This is a genomic window from Streptomyces sp. YS-3 (assembly GCF_045257485.1).
Classification (GTDB): domain Bacteria; phylum Actinomycetota; class Actinomycetes; order Streptomycetales; family Streptomycetaceae; genus Streptomyces.
The window spans coordinates 1-1,992 of sequence record NZ_JBJHPC010000878.1 but is presented as its reverse complement, the minus strand read 5'-3'; the positions used below and the strand labels follow the sequence as shown (position 1 = coordinate 1,992).

1 protein-coding gene and 1 pseudogene are annotated in these 1,992 nt (G+C 73.2%); both read left to right on the top strand.

The window, feature by feature from the left end:
- Positions 1 to 139 precede the first annotated feature (139 nt).
- On the top strand, positions 140 to 1,342 hold the full coding sequence (locus ACJA3G_RS35850; protein WP_406557209.1) for a pyridoxal phosphate-dependent aminotransferase: 1,203 nt from the start codon (positions 140 to 142) through the stop codon (positions 1,340 to 1,342).
- A 192-nt stretch (positions 1,343 to 1,534) separates the two neighbouring features.
- A pseudogene (locus ACJA3G_RS35845) lies at positions 1,535 to 1,969 on the top strand (hypothetical protein); the annotation flags it as partial.
- Positions 1,970 to 1,992: the final 23 nt, after the last annotated feature.

The following is a 1,992-nucleotide window of genomic DNA, read 5'->3' as shown; positions in this document are numbered from 1 at the left end:
TACCAGATCAGTACCAGTACGGCCCCCGCGACGACATATGCCATCTCCCCCACCGTCCTTCTCCTGTGTGTGACAGGGGGATGCCCTCGGCCCACGCGCGCGAAAGCAGACTTGAGCAACTCCAGAGGTTGCCCACAGGATGGCCGCCATGACCTCCAGCGCGCGTCCTCACCTCAACCGCCGCCTCGCCGAGTTCGGCACCACGGTCTTCGCCGAGATGTCCGCCCTCGCGGTGTCGACCGGAGCCATCAACCTCGGCCAGGGCTTCCCCGACACCGACGGCCCCGAGGAGGTCCGCGAGGCCGCCGTGCGGGCCCTGCGCGACGGACGCGGCAACCAGTACCCGCCCGGCCCCGGCGTGCCCGAGCTGCGCACCGCGATCACCGACCACCAGCTGCGGCGCTACGGGCTGACGCTCGACCCGGACCGCGAGGTGCTGGTCACGGTGGGCGCGACCGAGGCCATCGCGGCCTCGCTGCTCGCCCTGGTGGAGCCGGGGGACGAGGTGATCGCGCTGGAGCCGTACTACGACTCGTACGCGGCCTGCGTCGCCATGGCGGGCGGCACACGGGTGCCGGTGACGCTGCGGCCCGACGGCGACCGCTACCGCCTGGACCTGGACGAACTGCGCGCCGCCGTCACCCCGAGCACCCGGCTGATCCTGCTCAACACCCCGCACAACCCGACCGGGACCGTGCTGAGCCGCGAGGAGCTGACCGCGATCGCGGAGCTGGCCCACGAGCGGGACCTGCTGGTCGTCACCGACGAGGTCTACGAACACCTGGTCTTCGACGGCGAGCACGTGCCCATCGCCACCCTGCCGGGGATGCGCGGGCGCACCCTCACCATCGGCTCGGCGGGCAAGACGTTCTCGTTCACCGGCTGGAAGGTCGGCTGGGTGACGGGCGCGCCCGAGCTGGTGGCGGCCGTGCGCTCCGCCAAGCAGTATCTGACGTACGTGGCCTCCGGCCCCTTCCAGTACGCGGTCGCCGAGGCGCTGCGCCTGCCCGACGCCTACTTCGACACCCTGCGCGAGGAGATGCGGGCCAGGCGGGACCTGCTGAGCGCGGGGCTCGCGGCGGCCGGGTTCGCGGTGTACCGCCCGGCGGGCACGTACTTCGTCACCACCGACATCCGTCCGCTCGGCCGGGAGCTCTCGCACGACGGCGACGGCTTCGCCTTCTGCCGGGCGCTGCCGGAGCGCTGCGGGGTGGTGGCGATTCCCAACGCCGTCTTCTACGACCACCGGGACGCGGGCGCGCCTTTCGTCCGATTTGCCTTCTGCAAGAGGGAGAGTGTGCTCGAAGAGGCCGTCTCCCGGCTGAAGGCGCTCGCGGGCTGAGCTCGCGGGACGAGGCGCCGCCGAAGGCCGGGGAGGACCGACCACGCGCGCGCCCGGAGGTGCACCCTGTCCGCCGAGATCACCGCCCTCGTACGCCGGTCCGCGGACGCCCTGTCCACACCGAGCCGGCTGACCGCGCTGCGCCGGGCGGCCCCCGCGCTCGGGCTGTTCGCCGCCGCCCGGCTCACCGGGATGCTGTTCCTCGCGGGCTGGGCCTGGCACCTGGGGCGCTCGCCGCGCGCGCTGCTCGCCACCGCGTGGGACGCCGACTGGTACATCAAGATCGCGGCGCACGGCTACGGGCGCACGCTGTACTGGCCGGACGGGACGGTCCAGAGCGACCTGGCGTTCTTCCCGTTCTACCCGAGCCTGATGCGGCTGGTGACGACGGCGCTGCCGGTGGCGGGCGGTACGGCCGGGCTGCTGGTGTCCTGGACGGCGGCGGGGGCCGCGGCCTGGGGCATCCACGCGGTCGGGGAGCGGCTGGCGGGCCGGCGCACGGCGACCGCGCTGGTGCTGCTGTGGGGTCTGCTGCCGCACTCCATCGTGCTGTCGATGGCGTACACCGAACCGGTGATGACGGCGCTGGCCGCCTGGTCGCTCTGGACCGTCCCGTCCGGCCAGTACAGCGTGCGCCCGTAGCCGTGCGC